This window comes from Paracholeplasma manati (genome assembly GCF_025742995.1).
Classification (GTDB): domain Bacteria; phylum Bacillota_I; class Bacilli_A; order Acholeplasmatales; family UBA5453; genus Paracholeplasma; species Paracholeplasma manati.
Genome location: NZ_JAOVQM010000002.1, coordinates 194652 through 211456, shown reverse-complemented (window position 1 = coordinate 211456; position 16805 = coordinate 194652). Strand labels below are relative to the sequence as shown.

General features: G+C 37.4%; 19 protein-coding genes. 2 read left to right on the top strand and 17 right to left on the bottom strand.

Annotation, left to right across the window (positions count from 1 at the left end):
• Window positions 1-2: 2 nt before the first annotated feature.
• Window positions 3-566, bottom strand: a complete 564-nt coding sequence (locus tag N7548_RS03110; protein WP_263607964.1) for a nicotinate-nicotinamide nucleotide adenylyltransferase — start codon at window positions 564-566, stop codon at window positions 3-5.
• A gap of 109 nt (window positions 567-675) precedes the next feature.
• Here N7548_RS03110 and N7548_RS03105 point away from each other — a divergent pair, with 109 nt between their 5' ends.
• The gene (locus N7548_RS03105; RefSeq protein WP_263607963.1) at window positions 676-1449 is read left to right on the top strand and encodes a lysophospholipid acyltransferase family protein; all 774 of its coding nucleotides are present in this window, start codon (window positions 676-678) and stop codon (window positions 1447-1449) included.
• Window positions 1450-1875 (top strand): Fur family transcriptional regulator, encoded by a 426-nt coding sequence (locus tag N7548_RS03100; RefSeq protein WP_263607962.1) that lies wholly within the window; start codon window positions 1450-1452, stop codon window positions 1873-1875.
• A gap of 42 nt (window positions 1876-1917) precedes the next feature.
• Here N7548_RS03100 and N7548_RS03095 read toward each other — a convergent pair whose 3' ends face one another.
• From N7548_RS03095 to N7548_RS03020, 16 genes are all read right to left on the bottom strand, one after another.
• Window positions 1918-3033 (bottom strand): ATP-binding protein, encoded by a 1116-nt coding sequence (locus N7548_RS03095; protein WP_263607961.1) that lies wholly within the window; start codon window positions 3031-3033, stop codon window positions 1918-1920.
• Window positions 3034-3158: 125 nt separating this feature from the next.
• A complete protein-coding gene (locus N7548_RS03090; protein WP_263607960.1) occupies window positions 3159-4259 on the bottom strand; it encodes an RNA-guided endonuclease InsQ/TnpB family protein in 1101 nt (366 codons plus the stop codon).
• Between the two features lie 300 nt (window positions 4260-4559).
• A complete protein-coding gene (locus tag N7548_RS03085; RefSeq protein WP_263607959.1) occupies window positions 4560-5579 on the bottom strand; it encodes a DUF2804 domain-containing protein in 1020 nt (339 codons plus the stop codon).
• A 65-nt stretch (window positions 5580-5644) separates the two neighbouring features.
• A complete protein-coding gene (locus N7548_RS03080; protein ID WP_263607958.1) occupies window positions 5645-6724 on the bottom strand; it encodes a phospholipase D-like domain-containing protein in 1080 nt (359 codons plus the stop codon).
• Complete coding sequence (gene rsmH, locus N7548_RS03075; RefSeq protein ID WP_263607957.1) at window positions 6721-7629, bottom strand: 16S rRNA (cytosine(1402)-N(4))-methyltransferase RsmH; 909 nt, start codon at window positions 7627-7629, stop codon at window positions 6721-6723. The genes N7548_RS03080 and rsmH overlap by 4 nt, the downstream gene beginning before the upstream one ends.
• Window position 7630: 1 nt before the next feature.
• Window positions 7631-9604 carry an LTA synthase family protein gene (locus tag N7548_RS03070; protein WP_263607956.1) on the bottom strand — a complete coding sequence of 658 codons (1974 nt, stop codon included), beginning with the start codon at window positions 9602-9604 and terminating at the stop codon, window positions 7631-7633.
• Window positions 9605-9736: 132 nt separating this feature from the next.
• Complete coding sequence (gene rpmF / locus N7548_RS03065; RefSeq protein ID WP_263607955.1) at window positions 9737-9922, bottom strand: 50S ribosomal protein L32; 186 nt, start codon at window positions 9920-9922, stop codon at window positions 9737-9739.
• Window positions 9923-9933: 11 nt separating this feature from the next.
• Entirely contained in the window at window positions 9934-10383 is a 450-nt protein-coding gene (locus N7548_RS03060; protein WP_263607954.1) for a YceD family protein, read from the bottom strand.
• Window positions 10384-10480: 97 nt separating this feature from the next.
• Complete coding sequence (locus N7548_RS03055; protein WP_263607953.1) at window positions 10481-11068, bottom strand: hypothetical protein; 588 nt, start codon at window positions 11066-11068, stop codon at window positions 10481-10483.
• A gap of 107 nt (window positions 11069-11175) precedes the next feature.
• Entirely contained in the window at window positions 11176-11508 is a 333-nt protein-coding gene (locus N7548_RS03050; protein WP_263607952.1) for a HepT-like ribonuclease domain-containing protein, read from the bottom strand.
• The gene (locus N7548_RS03045) at window positions 11486-11968 is read right to left on the bottom strand and encodes a nucleotidyltransferase domain-containing protein (RefSeq protein ID WP_263607951.1); all 483 of its coding nucleotides are present in this window, start codon (window positions 11966-11968) and stop codon (window positions 11486-11488) included. The genes N7548_RS03050 and N7548_RS03045 overlap by 23 nt, the downstream gene beginning before the upstream one ends.
• A gap of 194 nt (window positions 11969-12162) precedes the next feature.
• On the bottom strand, window positions 12163-12387 hold the full coding sequence (secG, locus tag N7548_RS03040) for a preprotein translocase subunit SecG (protein WP_263607950.1): 225 nt from the start codon (window positions 12385-12387) through the stop codon (window positions 12163-12165).
• 60 nt (window positions 12388-12447) lie between these two features.
• Window positions 12448-13449, bottom strand: a complete 1002-nt coding sequence (locus N7548_RS03035) for a siderophore ABC transporter substrate-binding protein (protein WP_263607949.1) — start codon at window positions 13447-13449, stop codon at window positions 12448-12450.
• A complete protein-coding gene (locus N7548_RS03030) occupies window positions 13446-14225 on the bottom strand; it encodes an iron ABC transporter ATP-binding protein (protein ID WP_263607948.1) in 780 nt (259 codons plus the stop codon). The genes N7548_RS03035 and N7548_RS03030 overlap by 4 nt, the downstream gene beginning before the upstream one ends.
• On the bottom strand, window positions 14222-15199 hold the full coding sequence (locus tag N7548_RS03025) for an iron chelate uptake ABC transporter family permease subunit (protein ID WP_263607947.1): 978 nt from the start codon (window positions 15197-15199) through the stop codon (window positions 14222-14224). The genes N7548_RS03030 and N7548_RS03025 overlap by 4 nt, the downstream gene beginning before the upstream one ends.
• On the bottom strand, window positions 15189-16145 hold the full coding sequence (locus tag N7548_RS03020; protein ID WP_263607946.1) for an ABC transporter permease: 957 nt from the start codon (window positions 16143-16145) through the stop codon (window positions 15189-15191). The genes N7548_RS03025 and N7548_RS03020 overlap by 11 nt, the downstream gene beginning before the upstream one ends.
• Between the last annotated feature and the right edge of the window lie 660 nt (window positions 16146-16805).

The window sequence follows — 16805 nt, the reverse complement described above, 5'->3', positions numbered from 1 at the left end:
AATCACACTCCGTATAGATGGTGCTTTTGGATATAATCGTATACCGGTTCGTCAATCAGGTGTTTAAAGGATTTAGGGTCTTGTCTAAACAGGGTAGATGACATCGGGATATCGAGTTCGATGGTTTCAAATTGGTGTTGATGGTCTGGATAGTGTTGTGCAATGAAGTTTCTCACAGAACCTTGACGGTCTATCGCGATGAACTGGTTTTCAGCCATCAATCTTGGGTATTCAATCCAATTGGGTAAATCGAGGACATTGTCTAAACCCAAGACAAATTTGACCTCAGTCTGATAAAGATATTTGAAGTGGTCAAGTGCACTGATGGTGCCTTTAAACGCATCCGTTTGTTCAAAGTCAGAAACGAGGACGTTTGGATGGTTAGCAGACAACAGTTCAAGCATCGCTTTCCGATGATGAAAGTCCACGAGTTGTGCCTTAGGATAGGCTTTCCCCACCGGGATGAAAATAAACAGCGACGGCTGATAGGTTTTCATCAGTGTTTCAAATATGATTTTGTGTGCTTTGGTTGGGGGATTAAACGCCCCACCATATACTAAGATCATGGCCTCACCCAATTCATTATATCACACAATATGACTATTTATAGTCACACATGAATGCATTGACCTATGATATAATAGATAAGAAGTATCACTTTTTTAAGGGGTAGTCATGGATATTAAAGAAGACTTGAAACCCAAAGACGAAAACGAGCATACGTTTAAGACGATCGAAGCGAAACCGGTAGATTTACCAGAGGATTTCGATTATTTTGGGCAAAAATGGCATACACGCATTTTATCGAAAATCTTGGTGTTTATAATCAAGATTGTTTTTGTCTATTTTTACGGATTCATCTTCTTGCGTTTTAGAATTAAAAACAAGAAAATATTCAAAGCATACCGTAAAAAAGGGGCGGTCATTGTATCCAACCACGTCCATCAATTTGATTCCTTTTTATTAGGGGCTTCCTTCTTTCCAAAACGGATCTATTACACCATGTTAAAAACCAACCTAGGCTTACCCATCGTTGGTAAGTTATTTCACATCATTGGTGGCGCACCGATTCCAGATTCTAAAGAAGGGATCATCCGTTACCAAAAGCTACTCAATGAACGTTTATCAGGCAATAATATGATCGCAGTATTCCCAGAAGCGTCCCTAAGACCGTACTGTGACCACATCCGTCCATTTAAAAAAGGAGCATTTCGTTTCGCTTTTAACGCGAATGTTGATATAATACCTATGGTATTTATATTTAAGAAGCCTAAAGGGCTTTATAAGTACTTAAAGCGCAAGCCATGCGTAGAACTGCACATATTACCGCCCTATCAATTGAAGCATTTAGAGACGAAATATGAAACATTATCTTACAATACGGATGAACTCCAAAAGATAATTACTGCATACTACACGACGCATAGTGACTACGTAGGAGGTAATTAAATGGATTCTCGTGAGACCTATTTCAATAAGTTACGCAAAAAAAATCTTCGTATCACCAATAGCCGTAAAGCGATGATTGACGTCCTTGAAAATAACCATTTAACCTTCAAGGAAATTCAAACTGCGCTTGCGAAAAAAGGGTTTACGAATATATCGACGATTTACAACAACTTGGATTTTTTAATCGAACAACGCATCGTGGTTGAACTGTTCATCAACGATACCAAGTATTATGACCTCGCGATTGATAACCCAATGCACAACGCCGATAGCCATATCCACGTAGTCGTCAAAGATACCAATAAGATTACCGAAATCAATAATACCGATGTCTTCGAATTCATCAAACAAATCCCTGAACTCAAGGATTTACAAATTGATTATGTCCGTATCACCATTGGTGCGAGAAAGAAAAAAACATACTAAATACAACACCCCATTCGATGATGAATGGGGTGTTTTTTAACGTTACTCTAATAAAAAGTCAATCATATTTTTATGGATAATACCATCTTTTGAGAAGTTGATTGTATCCATCGATAATACATATTTTGGATGATTGTCAGTAATAAGCTGGAACACATCAAATTCCCTTGATCGTGTCGAATCATTTATAAGTAAATAGGCGACTTGATAATAAGCAGTTTGACCATCTTTCTTGACAACAAAATCGATTTCTAGATCATTTACTTTACCGATATAGACTTGATATCCTCTTCTTTTTAGTTCAATCAGAACGATATTTTCAAGGATCATTTCAATCACAGTAAAATTGTTTCCTGCGATGGCTTCCCTGAATCCATGATCAGAGATATAGTACTTCTCTTCGGTTTTTAATATGACTTTACCAATCAAATCATGCCTTTTAACGCGATAGATTAAGAATGCATTCTCCAAAATCGTTAGATAAGATAAAATGGTGTCAACAGATACGGCGATTCTTTGAGATTTTAAGTAATTGACAATGGATAAAGCTGAAAATGTTTTGCCTGTATTCGTAAAAATATACTGAATGAGTCGCTCAAGAACAACGGTTTGTCTGATTTGATGTCTCGTTATAACATCTTGTAAAACCGCTGATCGAAATGAATCTCTCAGCACAGTCATAGAAGTTTCATACACTAAACCCAATGGTGATATGGATGGCATACCACCAAATCTAATAAAATCATTGAAATCAGATTTTGGATATAAACGGGTGAATTCTTTATATGACAAAGGTAAGACAGGTATTTCAACATATCTACCGGCTAAAAATGTGGATAAATCCGTTGATAACAAATAGGCGTTTGATCCGGTGATATATAAATCGAAACGATTCAATGTATGAAAACCATTGATGGCTTTTTCCCATGATTGAACACGACCGATTTCATCGATAAATACATACAGTGGGGCTGTTTTCTCTTTCGCCCAAAAGAGAACATAATCGGATAAATCACGATAATTATCTATATTGAAAAAATCTGGTAATTCTAGATTGATTTTCAGTATTTGATCTTTGGATACCCCTGTTTCAATTAATTTTTGGATATATAAATCAATCAATGTGGACTTCCCCACACGCCGCATACCCGTAATCAATTTGATGAATGGCTTATCTGTGAACTACCCACCACTTAAATAGAAGTGGGGGCTTCCTATCCAAACCAGCGTACCCGCCAGTGACTCAATAGGCTATCCCCGTAGTCCCTACGGTTCTTATTTGTTTATAACTGAAATGCTAACTTATACTTTCTAAACCCTTCTTTGTTGATATTGATCGCTGCGTTATGATCTCTATCCAAATGTAACTCACAACTTGGACAATGATAAACTCGCTCAGATAACTTCAAATCTGTTTTGATGTCCCCACAACAACTACATCTCTTTGACGATGGATACCACTCGTCCATCACCATCAAAGTCTTACCTTGTGTTTCTAACTTGTACTTCAAGAATGATATAAACCTAGTCCAACCAAACCGTGATATTTGCTTAGCGTAATATGGACTTGTTTGAGACATATCTTTAAGATTCAATCCTTCGACACTCACCAAATCATAACGCTTGGTTATCGCGTTAGATAGTTTATGTAAAAAGTCATCTCTTTTATGTCTGATTCTTTCATGTAATAAGGCGATTTCTAATACTTTCTGATGATAGTTACTAGAACCCTTGATTCTTCTAGATAAACTTCTTTGAAGGACTCTGAGTTTATTGAAGTCTGTTTGGATGTCTTTAGGATAATCCAATTTAAATCCTTCATGATCCACATAGAAATGAGTCATTGAGAAATCTAATCCAATCGATTCTTTTACATCTTTTTTCTTAATCTCTTTTTGGTATTCATATAGAATAGAAACATAATACTTACCTGTACCAGTCTTAGATACCGTTACACTTTTGAGAATCATCTCATTGGGTATGGCTCTATGTTGTTTGATCTTTACTTCACCCAGTTTAGGTAGTTTGATAAAACCTTTTAATAGAGCGATATTATTGTTAACAAGATTGGTCGTATAACCATAGTCTTGTTTCTTAGAATGAAACTTAGGGAAGTCTTGTTTATGATTGAAGAATTGTTTAAAAGCTTTTTCTTGATTGAGTTGTGTATTGGCTAAAGATAAAGAGTCTATGTCTTTTAGAAATGGATAAGCATCTTTATATTGTGCAGGTGTGGGATGAAGGATGTTTTTAGTGAGTTCATACTGTTTCTGTTTATCTTCTAACATCTTATTCCAGAGAAAGCGATTATGGCCTAGAGTCATATGGATTAAAGTCTTTTGAGATTCATTTGGATAGATTCGAAACTTAAAGGCTTTGTTCATCCAGTTCACCCTTTCATAGTGTTTATGTATTGAGATTATTCAACTATATTATAACATTATTTATGGGTGTTTGTATACATAAATCAAAAGAAAAACAATCAATTCATTCCACTACCTGAAGAGGAAGGGGACTTCTTGATTGTGTTGTTATAACGCCACAACTCATCGATATACAATTCTCGATTAATCACAGTATCACCTCTTGATTTCGATTATAGTCGAAATTATATGCGTTTTAGCTTTTAATTTCGATTGTAGTCGAAATTAAAAGACAGTCCTTTCGAGACTGTCTTTTACAATTTACCAATGATTAACCACGCGTTCCGCGAAACCCATGACGTTATGAAATTCGATTTTCTGACCATTCTTTAAGGTGAAATAGCCACTGAATTTGCCAAAGACTTGATGTTGAATGGATTTGATGACTACCACATTAGACGCGCTTTGACGGTCTAAAATCGGATGAAATGTGAGTTCAATATCACCAGATTTAGAGGTGAATGTCCAAGGACTCATGTAATCATATTGGTCATGCTTCTTTGGAATATTAAAAGTGATGTCTTCAAACTTATAGCACTGTCCATCGTAATAAAACATATTTTCACTGGCCTTTGAGGTATCCCCAAAGCCGTAACCCAAGTTAAAGCCAATGCGCTTGCCTTCGAATAAATCAGAAGCACTGGACCAATACCAGGTATTCTTATAGGTCCAAACACCTCTACCCCAGTCGAGTGTGCCAAACGCATTTACCAGTGGGAACGTGTCTTGTCCAATCGTATAACTACCGGAGACATCCATCAAATTGATTTTGTGGTTGTAATAGAAATGTCCTTTGGTTTCAAACGGCGTCGCGATCACCATGGAGCTGTTTTCTTTTTCGGTTAAAACAATATCTGCGGATAGCGTTTTATTGTCTTTAAAACGGTCCATCCTAACCTTGAGATGTCGCTTATCATTTTCGATTAAAAATTCAAACGAGAATCCCTTCTTTTGAAAGACCACGTTGCCGACCCTCGATGAACTTGGCATACCTAGTCGCTTCATTGGGAAAAAGCCCATCGGTGATTTGGTATGTTCAGTTTTATGTTCAAAATCAAAGGTGGTGATGGAAACCAGCCACATGTACGAATTATCAGCGACCGTAAAAGCGATGCCGTGTTTATGATTACCGATGTAGTAGTAATCCCATTCTTTGGTGCGCATCCCTTTGACGGTGATGTCTTTACGGTCATACGCACGAATCAAATCTTCGTGATAGCCCGCTTCGATGAGATTGCCTCGTTCATCGAGTAAAGGGCCTTTGGTCAAACGATTTTCCACAATAACACCTCTTTTATACTTTCAGTATAGCATAGGAAAAGAAAAAGCGTGAAATCATCACGCTTTTAACTGAGTAATTGTTCAAAAAAAGACTTAATTTTTGAATATTTAATGGGGTTCGTTTGAATGGTATTAGACAAAATATCTTTATGGCTTTGTAAGAAGGATTCTTTTAAAGCGGCATCCCCTTGAACCACCAGTGAACATTCACCCAATTGATCAAAGGCTGAATTATTCAAGTTTGTTGATCCGACGATGAAGGTATCATCAATCAGAATCGCTTTCGCATGTACCAAGCCTTCATATAAATAGACTTCTGCACCTGCTTGTTGGAGTTTATTCATCCAGTAAAGATTATATTCGGTTTGAAGGTTAGAGACTTTAGAGGTCACGATGGTCACTTTCACACCACGCTTTAAAGCGTTAAATAAGGCTTGCATGGCAGATTTCGCTCCGAAATAGGCCATATGCATCAAAATGCGATAATTTGCTTGATTTAATAGGTGTGTTAGGTCTTTTATGACTTGAAAATCGTTTGGTCTATTCATCACATATTCAATCGTTCGATTCGCATCATAGGCTATTTTACCTTCAAATCTCGATAGGAAATAGTTCACTTCATCGGGGTTATCGATTCTCACCATATAATCTAAATAGGTTCTACCTTGAATGTCTTTTCCATTCTCTTTGTCTTCGATATTGACCCCACCGACATAAAAGATGGTGTCATCGATGATGTAAAACTTCGTATGGTCTTTGAGGATTGAGGTTGATAGTGATAAGTTCGGATGACCAATGAATTTGTTCAAGGCTTCATTGGGCTTTTGTTGATAACCTTTGGGTTTTCTATCATCAGCGTAGCCAACATCGATGATTTTCGCTAAGATATGGATGCCTTTTTGTTTGTCTTTATGAAATAAGCTCTGTTTATTCTCTTCTGCTTTTTCAAAAATAGACCCATAAGCATCTTTTTGAATCGTGACTTGAACCCCTCGATCCAATGCACTTTGTAAGTGATTTAAGAGTTGATTACCAATCTGATCATCACGCCAAATGAACATTTGAATGAGGATACTTCGTTGGGCACGATCGATGTCTTCTAAAATGGCTTTAAATGCTTCGTTGCCATAGGTAATGAGTCTCATTCAGCCACCTCATTTTTAATCGCGACACGGAGTTTCGCACTGTTTGATCGGCTGTTTTCCGTCAGTTCTTGTTCCGAAGGTAAGATTGGTTTTTTGGTCAACAATCTGAGTGGTGGGGTGGGTAGTTTTAACATAGGAATCCCTTTAGGGACATGAACTTCGCTGTTGGTTTTGAAGAAGTGTTTGACAATTCGATCTTCTAATGAATGGAACGTGATGATGGACATCACCCCATCGGGATTTAACATCGATAGCAGTTTTGGTAACGTGCGTTCTAAAACACCCAACTCATCATTCACAGCGATTCTTAGCGCTTGAAATACTTGTTTCGCTGAATGAGATTTTGATTTGTATTTATACATATCGGTGATTTTGACCAAATCAAAGGTGGTATTGAGTGGTCTGGATTCGATGATTTTTCTCGCGATTGGTCTAGCAAAATCCTCTTCTCCATAGACTTCAAACATATAGACAAGTTCTTCATAGGACGCGTTATTCACGATGTCATACGCGGTCTTGGTTTGATGTTGATTCATGCGCATGTCGAGTTTCGCATCCTGCATATAGGAAAAACCACGGGAAGCGTCATCGATTTGAAAGGAAGACATCCCCAAATCCATGACCACCCCATCGATTTTATCGATACCTAAGGCTTTTAGTTCTTCTTGAATGAATTCAAAATTTGAAGCGACTGCTGTAAAGTTATTAAACCCTTTTAACCGCTCTTGAGCGGTTTTTAAGGCATATTGGTCTTGGTCAAAACCGTATAAATGACCGCCTTTTAACGACAACAAAATGGCTTCACTGTGTCCGCCACCCCCAAGGGTCGCGTCCACGTAAATGCCATTTTCTTTGAGTTTGAGTGCGTCAATCGACTCTTTGAGTAATACACTATAGTGTTTCATATTAAGGGTTATCGAAATAGCGATATTTTAAAATCGCGTCGTTGATCAATTTGTATTCTAAGAACCAGTCAGCGATGGTTTGTGCCTGTTCTTGATAATCCGAATTGGATACATATAACATCGGAACGATCATATGATAATCGTCAGTAAATAAATCGAGTGTCATTGGGTTATAGGTATAGGAGCGATTATTAGACGTAATATCCACACCAAAATGATAGACTTCATTGAGATTAAAGAGGTTGCTGACGGTACGTTTGATGTCTGCTTGACCACGAACCATCGATGTGTTTAAGTCGTATTGGCTTAAATCCATTCCAGGAGCGTAGATCATAAACGGTACGTTGTGTGACAATTCTTGGAATTCTTGATGGGTCAATTCAGGGTAGATTTGTTCTAAATCTGACATCGTCATATTGCCGGTATGGTCACCATACATGATAAAGACGGTATCCTCTAAAATACCCAAATTTTCAAGTTCTTGGAAGAACGCTTCAAACACGATATCAAAGCGACGATTAAAATCAAAGTAATTGCCTAAATCACGTTCGATGGTGTTTTCCCAAACATTCACACCTGTGATGCCTTCAACATCAAAATAAGGGGTATGGCTAACGGTGGAAAGGGCGAAGATGAATTGGTCTTCGTCTTTTTGTAAAACGTCTGTCACGTAATCGAAAATAACAGTATCATCGACCCAACCATTGATGACATTGATTTCTGGGTCATAATAATTTTCTGCCAATAGTCGTTCAGCTGGAACGAACTCATCGAAACCCAACAATTCATAATTGATGAATCGTTTGTAAAAGGATTCATTAGAGCCATTGACACCATAAGTGGTATAGCCTTGTTCTTTAAATAAACTTGGAATGGTTTCAAAGTTTTCCGCTAAGTAATCAAAGTATGTAACGATTTGGCCTGTCGGATATAAACCGGTCAACCCTGCAAATTCGGCGTCACTGGTCTTACCTACACCAAAGTTGGAGTAGAAATGGTCATAATAGAGTGTTTCATTGGAATTTGCGATGCTATTCATGAATGGCATGATTTCATAATCCGTACCATCGACATTAACGCTTAAGTTGATGAGGTAATTGTTCATCGCTTCTAATTGGAAAATGACGAGTTTCTTACCTTCAAAAATACCGGTTAATTCACCATTGACACAACTTGGATTAGACTCATAATTGAGTGGACAGGATTGTTTGGCGTTGTCTATATACGCATCCACTTCTGCCTTCAAGTCTGGTTTGGTCTCTAATACCGGTTCTGGTTGTGGAATCACGGTATAGTTGATCAAGTCGACCAAGTAATAATTATAAATGCCCATCGTTTGAACCCCTTTTAAGGCGTTACGATGTTCTTCATAAAATGTATTGTTGATGTGGTTATAATAGACGACCTGAGAGAACGTACTCATCATCAAACCCATGAGCAATGCGCTGAGGGCGAAACGACGTTTGCGTGCCGAATCCTGCCAATTTGGATTGTCTTTGAAAGGTTTACGGGTGAATAGTTGAACGCCAATATAAATAAAAGCGAACGCTGGAATTAAGGCGATATATTGGCCCATTCTAAAGAGATTACGCCACAAGTGGATGGTCAATTGTTGACCAAGCACAGGTGCACTATTGGAGAAGGTTCTCGCATTGAAAAATGAGAAAGCAGTCCCATAATAGAATTGATAAATCTTGAGTGAGAATACCAATACAGATAACCCAATGCCTAAGCCTAAAACGGATAGGATGAAATATTTCTTGTTTTTAAATAACAATAAAAATAGCCCTACAAGGACACTGAGTAGACCTAAGTCACCTAACCAAGCATTGATACGAATGCCAAATGGTTCATAATACAAATTCATGCCTGGATTGAAAAATTGTGCTGTGACCATGACCCGGTTTAACATCGTCAAGATGATAAAAGCAAGTATGGTTAAAAGGATAAATCCTTTGTCTTTAATTCGTTTCATGTAAAAAACCTCAATTTTAAGAATTCATGAATATCTTATAACTAAATGCTTACTTTGTAAAGTCATTTATAAATGGGGGTAAATTTTGGGTAAAGAAAAAGATGCCCATCGGCATCCTTCTTTAAATCTGATTTATTCAGATTCTTTGACGTTAACTACTTTATTGCCTCTGTATTCCCCAGTGGTTGGAGATACTCTGTGAGGTAATACTAAGTCACCAGTTTGTGGGTCTACCACTAAAGTAGGTTTGCTTAGTTTGTAGTGTGTACGACGTTTTCTTTTTGCAGTCTTAGACGTGCGGCGAAAAGGAATTGCCATCTTCACACCTCCTATTTTTTGTCAAAATGGTCTTTTAATTGAGCGAATACTTCATTCACCTTTGGTTCTTCTTCATACAAATCCCTTGGAGCATCTTCAGCGTAGACTTGCATTGGGATCATCGGTATGATGGCACCCCAAATGATGTCGCCTAGGTTGATTTTGTCTTCAACGATCATGTATTCAGCGTCACTGGTTTCAGAAACATCTTCTTCAATTTTAAAACTGAGCGGATAACTCACTGGTTTCAATGTGATGGCACAAGGGAGTGTCAAGGTGGTTTCGATGTTTAAATCAAAGTGCACATATCGGCTCTGTAAAAACTGGACTTGTCCCGTAACACGGACCAAATCAATGTCATACATCAGTGTTTGATCTTTCAATCGATGTTTGAAGTCTAATGAGAGATCGAACCCCTTATTGGCATATTCGGTTTTTAGCTTTTCAAGTGTTAAAATCATACAATCACCAGCTTGATTAATTATACATGGTTTTATATCGATTGTCAAACATTTATCTAAGATGTTATTTCAAAAGAAAAAGCCCACTAAGTGTGAGCTATAATCCACGTTTCGCACGCAAGAATTTCATGATATTGATGAGTACGGTTTGCGTATCTTCAGGGATGGATACCCCTTCTTGAAGTTCTTTACGTTCAACCACGACATCTTTGAGTCTAACCGTGATTGCGTGGTCATTGACTAGATATAGTTGTAAATCAATATAGTGGTGGTTCGTGCCTCTTTCATAGAAACGAATGGAATTGGTTTCTATGGAAACAATCGAACCATATGGGATTTCTACGGTGTAATCATCCGAAAACGCCCCGCGTTCATGGTCGATTAATGCGGTGTAGTAGTACAATTGATGTTCACCAAATAAGAGAACGGTGACCCTCGCTTGATTGAAGCGGATGTGGTCGTTTTTCTTAGACATCTTGAATAAGACACTAGATCCCTTAAAGAAGGCTTCAGGTAAAGAGACCACCAATGGATTGAGTTCATTGGTATCAGCTTCTTCTAATCCAAGCAAACCCCTAGCTCGCACCAAGGCTTGCTCGTAATCCGCTCTTGCATAAGCATCGAAATCTTGAGCACCTTTAATCTTTTTACGAAAATATTTTTTCATGAATTTGGCGCGGTCCATAGGTCCATCCCCCTTTGATGGTTATATCTAGGTTTATTGTATCAACTAAATGATTTTTAGTCAATGAATGCATCCCTTTAATGATAAGAAAAGCGCCTCAAATAACCCTAAAAATGAAATACTTCCTTCAGTTTAGGTAAATCCATTTGAATGGTTTGATAAATCACATCTAATCTAATATCCCCATAATCATGCACGATTTTATTTCGTAAACCTATCACACTAACCCATGAAATTTCAGCATGTCTGATTCTAAAATCGTCACTTAGACGTTTCATACTTTCTGAGATTTGAATGAATCTAAATAGGATAGAATCAATCAACACCTCATTGATTTCGAGTGCTTCCTTGGTCATACCTTGGGTATGTTTTATGATGAAATCAATGTCTTTAGCTATTTTTTCAACAAAATACTGGTCATTCTTTTCCTTTACCAACAATCTTAATGCCGTCCTTTAAAACTGCATAAATTAATTCTGGATTGGATGTTAAATCGGTCCACAAAATCACATCGACTTTTTTAAGCAGGTGTTGTCTTAAGGTTTCAACTAAACCATAATATTGAAGACCTGTTGCTTTTGTAGATATGATCAAGTCCACATCACTGTTGGGTGTGGCTTCATTTCTTGCGTATGAACCAAATAAATAACAAAAATCAATTTCATAGCTTTGGGTTGCTTTGAAAATACCTTGTTTGATTTGATCTAATGTCAAAACACCGTGAGATTCATCGATGTGTCCAAAATCGAGCAGTTTATCTAATATATACTTGTATTTAATCGAATTTACTCTCTTTGGATTGTTTTCATAATCTTTATAAGTTCGAAGCGGTATATTCACCATTTTAGATACTTCTGTTTGTGTTAAACCCAAATAGATTCTTTGTTCTTTCAATGTCATAGATAACACCTCTACTTATATGATAACATATATTTGCACTTTATCTTACATTATAGGTGCAATTTTTGCACTTTATCTTACATTATAGGTGCAATTTTTGCACTTTATTATTTTCTTAAGGTGCAATAAGCATGTTTACACGACAAAAAATCCCTTAATTGAATAAGGGATTTTAATTGGTTTTTTCAGTTATCTTAGTGGGTAAGGATGGATGTAATAACCATAGCCACAAATAAAAAGGACACAACAGCGGTGAATCTTACTAAGAAGAGTTCTAAGCCTCTCGCCTTTGAATTTTTAAATAACTCTGATTTTTCACCTGAAAATGCGCTTGCGACATCGTCTTGTGAAGATTGTAAAGCAACTGCTACGATTAAGAATAAACCTAGTACCATAGCGATCCAATCAGCAAAATTCATGTGGGTACCTCCTAAAATACACTTTATTGTATCAATTTATTGGTTGGTTGTCAACAGGACTTAACTAAAGAGCGCTTTTGTGTCGTTGATCATCGTGAGGGTAGATTGATATCCTCCAGATACAATGTACCAAGCGATTGAATCTAAGACGATAATGCGGTTGTTTTGTGCTGCATTTGTTGCGTTGACTAATGCATTATCAAGTACACCTGTCGATGCTTCTCCACCGATGGCAGCGGCACGGTCAACCACGAAGATGACATCTGGATTTAAGGTTTGAATATATTCGAATGAAATGATGTCACCATGGGTATTGGCATCACCATTACCGAAGTTAGCATCGGCAGCTGTAAAAGCAAGCTCATTGTGGATGAAGCTAAAACGAGAACCAACGCCATATCCTGAAATGTCATCCCCATTGGTCATGACAATTAAGGTTTTGAAATTGCTCATTTGTGCGAGTAGTTTCACTTCAGCGGTTTTGGTTTGAAGGGTGGTCTTCATGGTATCAAACGCTTCGTTTCCGCCAAAAATTGCTTTTAAGTTATCTAAGTTGTTTTCAACACTTTCTAAATACTTGGTGTTATTGACGGCGACATTGAGTACGGCAACCCCACCCAGTTCAGCTTTGAGTTTGTCATAGGTCCAAGCACTTCTTGAAGAGATGATGACTAAATCTGGGCTAAATAAATCTAAATTATCAAAATTCGGTTCAAACAATGTGCCTGCATTGGTTACGGAATCGACATTGTATTTACTTAAATAACTTGGTACATTGGATTTGACAATCGCTAATTTTTCGATACCTAAGGTTTCAATCCCTACATGGTCTAATATATCTAAAGCACCAAAATCGAATATCGCAACATTTTTAGGGTTGGTTGGGATGACTTCTTCTACCGTTTCTGTGGTTTTTTCAGTATCCGTACTGGAAGTTGCGTGTGTGACTGTTTGTGTGATGGTGACTGTTTCTGGGTATTCTTTCGTGTCATCCACGATGGTGCATGCTGCTAAAAATAGGCTCATGGACATAACCATGATTAAAAACAAGATTTTTTTCATATCTTTTCCTCTACACTTTCTTGATAGTATATACAATACTTTTTACCATTGACACCGGCGATACAAAACTCGTGGTCAAAAACATAATCTAAAATGTCTTTTTCCATGATTTGATCTGGGGTACCTTCTTTGATGATTTTGCCATCTTTCATCGCGATGATGTGATCGGAGAAAGTGGCTGCGAAATTGATGTCATGTAAAACAATCATGACGGTTTTACCAAGCTTTTTAACCAAATCTTGGAGGATGAGCATCATGTCGACAGAGTATCGCATATCGAGGTTATTGAGTGGCTCATCTAGTAAGACATATTTCGTGTCTTGTGCCACAATCATCGCGATATAGGCACGTTGTTTTTGTCCTCCTGAGAGTTGGTTGATGTTTTTATGTTGTACTTCTTTAAGTCTTAAAAACTGTATGGCTTCATCGATTTTGGCTTCATCTTCTTTCGTAAGATTGCCTTTAGAGTGCGGCCAACGACCGAAACTAACGAGTTCTCTGACCGTTAAATTGACATTGATTTGATTCGTCTGTTTAAGGATAGCTATCGCCTTGGCAAAACCATTGGGCTTGATTTTTGAAATGGATTCCCCATCCAATAAAACAGTACCTGAATCGGCTTCAATCAGTTTTGAAATCACGCCTAATAAAGTTGATTTACCTGCCCCATTGGGTCCAATGAGGGCAGTAACCGCGCCTTCTTTGATGGTCAGACTGACATCGTCTAAGACGACCAAACTACCATATTTTTTATTTAAGTGTTGGATTTCAATCATGCTTGTTTTTCTCCTTTCACCAAGATAGAAATCATATATAACCCACGGATGAGGTTGATGAGGGTAGCTAGTGAGGTATTGAGGTTCAAGGTGGTCAAAATGAATTGACCCAAGACTAGGAACACAATACCTAAGAGGCTACTCATCCATAACAGCGGTTTATGATAATCCGTCTTGAGTATTTCTCTTGAGAGATTGACTGTGATTAACCCTAAGAACATGAGTGGTCCGACTAAAGCTGTGGATACCGAAATGAGAATCGCGATATAGATCAAATGACGGTTCATCAGTTTATGATAGGATACCCCCAAGCTTTTCGCTTGGTCTTCCCCTAAATTCATGACATCAAAAGACTTCGTATCCCTAGCCATCAGTATGATTACAAGGACTAGGATTGGTAGTGCTAGATACCATAAAATATCGGTGTTCATGTTGGTTAAGGAAGCCATCGAACGTGATGTCACCACCAGAAAATCGTCCGGATCGATGATTCTGGATAGAAATGACGTGAGGCTACCCATGAGGGTTCTAAATACAAGTCCCACCAATAAGAGCAATGCGAGGTTGTTTTTCCCTTTTTTTAATACGAATCCGTATAACAGTAAGGAAGAAAACACCATTACCAATGTCGATAATATGAAATTATAGTATGGATTAGCAATCAGTACAGTGCTACTACCAAACAAAAACACAATGAGCGTTTGTGAGAGTACAAACGTTGAATCAAACCCAATCACACTGGGTGTTAAGATTCGATTTTGAGTCAGTGTTTGGAAGAATAGTCCCGTCATACCCATCGTGAAAGCGACCACAATCATCGCGACCACACGGGCACCACGTCTCGATAACCCACGTACTAATTGGCCAATGGTAATCACATCAATACCGATGAGCCAATAGGTGAGGTAAAGTATCACTGCAAGTAGTGCGATTAGCCCTACCATAATTAACGGTTTAATGAATTTATTTGGCATGATTGATCCTCCTATAAATGAGATATAAGAAAATAATCGAGCCCAAGACACCCATGGTTAGTGATACAGGTATCTCATATGGGTAAATGATGACCCTTGAAAGAATATCACCAATCAAAACAAACACAGATCCAAATAAGGCGATATCAATCGCATTCTTTTTGACATTATCGCCATAATAAATAGATACCAAGTTCGGTACAACCAATCCAATGAATGGGATAGAACCGACTACCACAAAGATGGCTGCAGTTACCATCGAAATGATGACTAACCCCATCATCATGGTTCGTTTATAATTGACCCCTAGGTTTTTAGCAAAGTCTTCCCCAATCCCGATGATGTTAAATTGAACCATATATATAAATGCGAGAATGAGTGGCGGTATAACGACATAAAGCAATTCGTAATTACCCGCGATTTTGGTTGTAAAACTGCCTACCCCAATCGTATCGATGAATTGGGTCGCATTGAATTGGAAAGCTAGAAAAGATACAATCGCAGCGATGATACTACCAAACATCATCCCAATTAAAGGGACATAGATTTCATTTTTTAATTTGATTTTGTTTAAGATTGTAATAAATACAAAGGAACCCAATACTGCAAACCCAAAAGCAAACACCAACTTAAAGGTCAAACTGAGGGTTCCAAACAATAAATAAGCCAATAAGATACCAAGCTGAGCACTGTCTGTTACACCCACCACAGAAGGTGAGATAAACTTGTTCTTACTGATGGTTTGAAGGATTAAACCCGATATCGATAAACCAACTGCAGTCAAGATGATCGCAATGGTTCTTGGTAATCTAGACGTCAGTAAAAGAAACCACGTATCCGGGTCTAGTTTAATGACATCGATGAACTTGATATTAGAGACGCCAATTGATACCGATAGGATCAATAATAGCGCAAATAGAATGACTAAATAAAGCCTTTTCTTCAAGAGAAACCCACCCTTTTGTTACAAGGCTATTATATTTTTTTGCATAAACCATTTCAAAAGATATAGTAAACATTATAAATAAAGGCACCTGAGTGCGGTATTAGCGCATTCGGTGCCTTAATAATAATCTTTGTTCAATAGGAAAAAAATGAATTTTAACCTATACTATTGAATTTCGTCTCTTTATTATACTAGCAATTATATTGATAAGTGACACTGGCAAAATGATATAAATTAGATAATTTATTTGGAAAAGCGTATATAATGTCAGGCTATGAATGGTGCCGTAAATACTCAAATACCAATAAAAACCAATATACCCAAAAAACAATACAAATACGAGAATCGAGTTATAAATGATTTCGTTCTTTCGCATGTCTAATACCTTCTTAAATGCCATTGAAAACAATACTTTTAGAATGAATATAATCCCTTTTCCAAAAAAATAGCCTTCAATGAACATTAATGGAAGAAACACTATTTTCTCAAAACTTTGATTTGTTTGAGTATGGTAGGTTATAGGTATCATCAATAATAATGTCAATCCGAAGACACTAATTTCTTTAAGGTGACTAAAGATTGTGTCCCAAAACAATGGATTATTTTTATTGAAAATTCTTGTGGATGATTTCTTATGAAATAGAAGTCCCATTATAAATA

What these genes read in the sequence shown, in the direction of transcription:
- N7548_RS03070 (WP_263607956.1), bottom strand. Translation starts at nt 9,604, where the DNA reads ATGAAACGAATTAAAGACAAAGGATTTATCCTTTTAACCATACTTGCT.
- N7548_RS03060 (WP_263607954.1), bottom strand. Translation starts at nt 10,383, where the DNA reads ATGATTTTAACACTTGAAAAGCTAAAAACCGAATATGCCAATAAGGGG.
- secG (WP_263607950.1), bottom strand. Translation starts at nt 12,387, where the DNA reads ATGAATTTTGCTGATTGGATCGCTATGGTACTAGGTTTATTCTTAATC.
- N7548_RS03100 (WP_263607962.1), top strand. Translation starts at nt 1,450, where the DNA reads ATGGATTCTCGTGAGACCTATTTCAATAAGTTACGCAAAAAAAATCTT.
- N7548_RS03035 (WP_263607949.1), bottom strand. Translation starts at nt 13,449, where the DNA reads ATGAAAAAAATCTTGTTTTTAATCATGGTTATGTCCATGAGCCTATTT.
- rsmH (WP_263607957.1), bottom strand. Translation starts at nt 7,629, where the DNA reads ATGAAACACTATAGTGTATTACTCAAAGAGTCGATTGACGCACTCAAA.
- N7548_RS03110 (WP_263607964.1), bottom strand. Translation starts at nt 566, where the DNA reads ATGATCTTAGTATATGGTGGGGCGTTTAATCCCCCAACCAAAGCACAC.
- rpmF (WP_263607955.1), bottom strand. Translation starts at nt 9,922, where the DNA reads ATGGCAATTCCTTTTCGCCGCACGTCTAAGACTGCAAAAAGAAAACGT.
- N7548_RS03080 (WP_263607958.1), bottom strand. Translation starts at nt 6,724, where the DNA reads ATGAGACTCATTACCTATGGCAACGAAGCATTTAAAGCCATTTTAGAA.
- N7548_RS03030 (WP_263607948.1), bottom strand. Translation starts at nt 14,225, where the DNA reads ATGATTGAAATCCAACACTTAAATAAAAAATATGGTAGTTTGGTCGTC.
- N7548_RS03090 (WP_263607960.1), bottom strand. Translation starts at nt 4,259, where the DNA reads ATGAACAAAGCCTTTAAGTTTCGAATCTATCCAAATGAATCTCAAAAG.
- N7548_RS03055 (WP_263607953.1), bottom strand. Translation starts at nt 11,068, where the DNA reads ATGGACCGCGCCAAATTCATGAAAAAATATTTTCGTAAAAAGATTAAA.
- N7548_RS03025 (WP_263607947.1), bottom strand. Translation starts at nt 15,199, where the DNA reads ATGCCAAATAAATTCATTAAACCGTTAATTATGGTAGGGCTAATCGCA.
- N7548_RS03105 (WP_263607963.1), top strand. Translation starts at nt 676, where the DNA reads ATGGATATTAAAGAAGACTTGAAACCCAAAGACGAAAACGAGCATACG.
- N7548_RS03045 (WP_263607951.1), bottom strand. Translation starts at nt 11,968, where the DNA reads ATGACATTGAAAGAACAAAGAATCTATTTGGGTTTAACACAAACAGAA.